Raw genomic sequence first — 4,045 nt, forward strand, 5'->3', positions numbered from 1 at the left:
CCACGGTGTCCTGAAGGACATCTACTCCGAGAGCACCGGCACGGCGCACAAGACCGCGAAGGGCACGAAAGTCAGTGTCCGGACGGTCAAGGCACCGGGTTTCGGCCCGAAAGGCGTGCTGCGTTGCATCCTGCCTTTCACGATATTCCTCAAGCTCAAGGACATCGGCGGCAACGTTCTGCCGCCCTATGACGAGGAGTTCCGCGAAGTCGCGATGGATACGGCGCAGGCTGCGGCCTACCGCGATCTGTCGTTCCGGCTGACCCAGGAACTGAAGCAGGCCCTGGCCAAGCGCGACACGACGTTGCTCGGCGTGGTTCTCAACGTGCTGCTGGCCTGGCCGGATTGCTGCTTCCGCTCGGAAACCGTGATCCATCCGCGCACGCGCAACACCTTGGCGTTCGTCCCGGCTCAGTTCTCCGAGTTCGAGGTGACGCCGAAAGAGCGCGAGCTGATCGACATCTGCAAAGAGGAGAAGGCACAGGGCCGCAAGGTCCTGGCCTACACGGTCTATACCGGCACGCGCGACACCACGTCGCGCCTGAAGGTGCTGCTGGAGCAGGAAGGCTTCAAGGTGGCGGTGCTGCGCGCGAGCGTGGATGCCAGCCGCCGCGAAGACTGGATCGCCGAGCAACTGGACCGTGGCATCGACGTGCTCATCACCAACCCCGAGTTGGTCAAGACGGGGCTGGACCTGTTGGAGTTCCCGACGATCGTGTTCATGCAGTCGGGCTACAACGTGTACTCGCTCCAGCAGGCGGCACGCCGCTCCTGGCGCATCGGGCAGAAGCAGCCCGTGCGTGTGATCTACCTCGGCTACGCCGGTTCCTCGCAGATGACCTGCCTGGAGCTGATGGCCAAGAAGATCATGGTCTCGCAGTCCACCTCGGGCGACGTGCCCGAATCCGGGCTCGATGTCCTGAACCAGGACGGTGATTCCGTCGAGGTCGCACTGGCCCGGCAGCTTGTCGCCGCATGACACGTTCCACTTACGGCCCTTCGGGGCCGTTTTTTTTGCCGCTCCCGGTAAATCGGACGCTGCCTGGTTCGCATTGTTTGCTGCCGCTCGCGGCCTGAGCGGCGATGGTGAGGGCTGGATGTTTCAGGACGCCGAGCTATGTGCCCCTCTCCACCGTGGTTTCACTATCCCGAACGCCGCCTTCTGGCGGGATTTCTCGGCCTGCTGTGGTCGGTGCTGGCCGGTGGCTGCGCGACGACGACTGCGCCGGTCGCGCCCGACACCATCGCGGAAGTCTTGGCCGCGCCTGAACCCGAGGCTTCCGAGTACATCCCGGTCGTGCGCTACGCCCGCTACACACTGGTCGAACTGGCACCCATGGCGGCGCAGCGCGACCTGTTGTTGCAGACCATCGACGTGTCCATGCCCGAGGATGCCCGCGCCACGGTCGGGGATGGGCTTCGGCACGTGCTCAAACGCAGCGGCTATGGCCTGTGCCAGACCGCGCATGCCGTGATCGAGCTGTACGCGCTGCCGTTGCCGGCGGTACACCTGCACCTCGGCCCCATGACCTTGCGCGATGCGCTGCTCACGCTGGCTGGCCCGGCCTGGGAACTGCACGCGGATGACCGCGCACGGCAAATCTGCTTCGAGCGGCCCGGCGATCGCGCGGTCGCCGAGTCCCCATCCGAGCCACCCGCCACCGAGGCGGTGCAGACGTTCCCGCTGGCACCCATGGTTTCGGGAGGCCAGCCATGAACGCCCCGCAACCTGCCCAGCGATCGACCGCCGCCGTGGTGGTGCAGAGCCTGATGTGGCTCTGGTTGATCTTCCTCAGCGTCTTGGCGGCCCTGGGCTACCAGGCCCTCAGCGACCAGGCCGACCAGGAGCGGCTGGATTCCCGCCTGCAACGCCTGGAAGCGCAGGCAACTGGCTTGGCCGAGACGATCGAGGCCATCCAGCAGCGCCCGGCCGTCGCGACGGACGCTGACCTCAAAGACACCCGCCAGATTCTGGAAGCACGCGCGGCCCAGGTCGAGAAATCTCTCAGTGGCTACGCAGCGGCCGACGACCTCCAGGCGCTGCGCGCGGAGGTCGAGCAGATCAAGGCGCGCCAAGCCGCCGCGCGTGCCACCGCACCCGCCCAGCGGCGCGCATCGCGCACGTCCGCCGCCTCCAAGACCGAGCTGCCGCCGCTGCCATTCCGCGTCGTCGGCGCCGAACTGCGCGCCGGCCAGCGCAGCGTGTCCGTCGCGCCGAGCATCGGGGACTTCACGCCCGCCCAACTTCAGGTGCTGCTGCCCGGGGATGCGGTCGGCCCGTGGCGCCTGCAGGCGATCGAGGGCAACACCGCAGTGTTCCAGGCCGGCAACCAGACCCGCCGCGTGGCGATTCCCTGACCGGAGCACCCCATGAAGCCGTCGATCCTCCTTTTCGCGGTCCTGGTGGCGTCGTCGCAATGGCCCGCCTGGGCGCAGCAGCCCGCAACGACCTCGGCGCGCAACGCACAGAGCCAGGAGCGCCCGCTGGCCGCCCGCGTGCTGGACGACCGGGTGGCAACCGAATGGGGCTTGCAGCCACAAGAATGGGCACGCTACCGCGAGCTGATGGATGGGCCGCTGGGTATCTACTCGCCCAACCTGGACCCGCTGTCCGCCCTGGGCATCGAAGCTCGCACGGACGAAGAACGGCGCCGCTATGCGGAACTGCAGGTGCAGGTGGAAGCGCGCCGCGTCGAGAAGCTGCTCGCCTACCAGCGCGCCTACGACGAGGCCTGGCAGCGCCTGAATCCGGGGATGCAGCGCGTGAACCTGCCCGACGACAAGCCGGGCGCCGGCCCATCCAGCAGTCCCTTGCGCGGCAGCGGCCGCATGGCGGTGTTCGTCAAGGACGGCTGCGCAGCCTGCGGACAGCTCGTGCAGCGCCTGCAATCCTCGGGCGCGGAGTTCGACCTGTACATGGTGGGCAGCCGCCAGGATGACGCGCGCANNTACGCCGTGGCCTTGCAGGAGAGCGGCATCCGGCGCAACGGGCGCCTGGTGCCGTGGCCGTGGTCCCTCAACGTCGCCGGCCAGTCGCGCCGCTTCGCCACGCGCGCCGACGCCTGCGCTGGCCTGCAGCAGGCGATGCGCGCCACGCCGCACACGCGCATTGATGCGGGCCTGGGCCAGATCAACCTCGGCTACCACAAGCACCGCTTTACCGGCGCGTGCGACCTGCTGGATCCGTATCGCAACCTGGCCGTTGCCGCCGAGATCCTGAAGGAGCAGCACACCCCCGGCGAGGACTGGCTGCTGGCGATCGGCCGCTACCACCGCCCCGCAGGCGGCGAGCCCGCCGCCCGCTATCGGCGCAGCGTGTCGCGCCACCTTGCCCGCGTGCAGGGCACGCGACCAGCCGCCGCGGTCCTCGCGGCGCGCCAGGAGACCTCCCCATGACGAAACCCCATCCCGCCCATCTCGCGTTCACGGGCCTACTCATGCTGCTGTCAGGCCTGCCGCTGGCCTCGCGTGCCGGCGAGCCACTGATCGTTGTCGAGGACCGTGGCGGCACGTCGGCATTGCCGTACTACGAAGCCCTGAATCTCCAGCCGCGCGCCAACGCACCGGCGCGGCCGTCCATCCCGACGCCCCAGGTTCCTGCCACACGGGCGGACGAAGCCGCGATGCTGCCGGTGCGCAGCGCCAAGCTCACGCCCGGCACCGTCGCGCGACGGGTGATCGAAGCGCCCGGCCTGCGGCCGTTCGTGGTCATCGGCGACGACGAGGCTTCCCGGGCCTGGTTGCAGCGCCGCGCCGCCGCTTTGCGCGAACGTGGCGCGGTCGGCCTGGTCGTCAACGTCGAGACCGCGCAGGGCCTGGCGCGGCTGCGCGCCCTGGTGCCGGGCGTGCCGCTCGCGCCCGTGGCCGGCGACGACCTGGCCGATCGCCTGGGCCTGCGGCACTACCCGGCGCTGATCACGGCCACCGGCATCGAGCAATGAAGCCATGTCGGGCAAACAGCCGGTCGAGGTTCTGCTACGCCCAGCGGTGGAGCTATACACCGTCGCGGCGTGTGCAGGCGCCGCGTTTCTGTGCCTGGTGGCCC

At 69.0% G+C, this 4,045-nt stretch carries 4 protein-coding genes and 2 pseudogenes; all 6 read left to right on the top strand.

Annotation, left to right across the window (positions count from 1 at the left end; genetic code table 11):
• Positions 1 to 979, top strand: a 979-nt coding sequence (locus C1I89_RS18805; RefSeq protein ID WP_146196923.1) for a helicase-related protein, incomplete at its 5' end; no start/stop codon positions are given.
• 138 nt (positions 980 to 1,117) lie between these two features.
• Entirely contained in the window at positions 1,118 to 1,717 is a 600-nt protein-coding gene (locus C1I89_RS18810) for a PilL N-terminal domain-containing protein (RefSeq protein WP_003098890.1), read from the top strand.
• Positions 1,714 to 2,358 carry a hypothetical protein gene (locus C1I89_RS18815; protein ID WP_003098888.1) on the top strand — a complete coding sequence of 215 codons (645 nt, stop codon included), beginning with the start codon at positions 1,714 to 1,716 and terminating at the stop codon, positions 2,356 to 2,358. The genes C1I89_RS18810 and C1I89_RS18815 overlap by 4 nt, the downstream gene beginning before the upstream one ends.
• Positions 2,359 to 2,370: 12 nt before the next feature.
• Positions 2,371 to 2,946: pseudogene (locus C1I89_RS34570) on the top strand (TIGR03759 family integrating conjugative element protein); the annotation flags it as partial.
• 3 nt (positions 2,947 to 2,949) lie between these two features.
• A pseudogene (locus C1I89_RS34575) lies at positions 2,950 to 3,396 on the top strand (lytic transglycosylase domain-containing protein); the annotation flags it as partial.
• On the top strand, positions 3,393 to 3,941 hold the full coding sequence (locus tag C1I89_RS18825; RefSeq protein ID WP_003109779.1) for an integrating conjugative element protein: 549 nt from the start codon (positions 3,393 to 3,395) through the stop codon (positions 3,939 to 3,941). The pseudogene C1I89_RS34575 and the gene C1I89_RS18825, both read left to right, overlap by 4 nt.
• Positions 3,942 to 4,045 lie beyond the last annotated feature (104 nt).

Origin of the sequence: Achromobacter pulmonis, from assembly GCF_002885955.2 — a bacterium.
Classification (GTDB): Bacteria; Pseudomonadota; Gammaproteobacteria; order Burkholderiales; family Burkholderiaceae_B; genus Achromobacter; species Achromobacter pulmonis_A.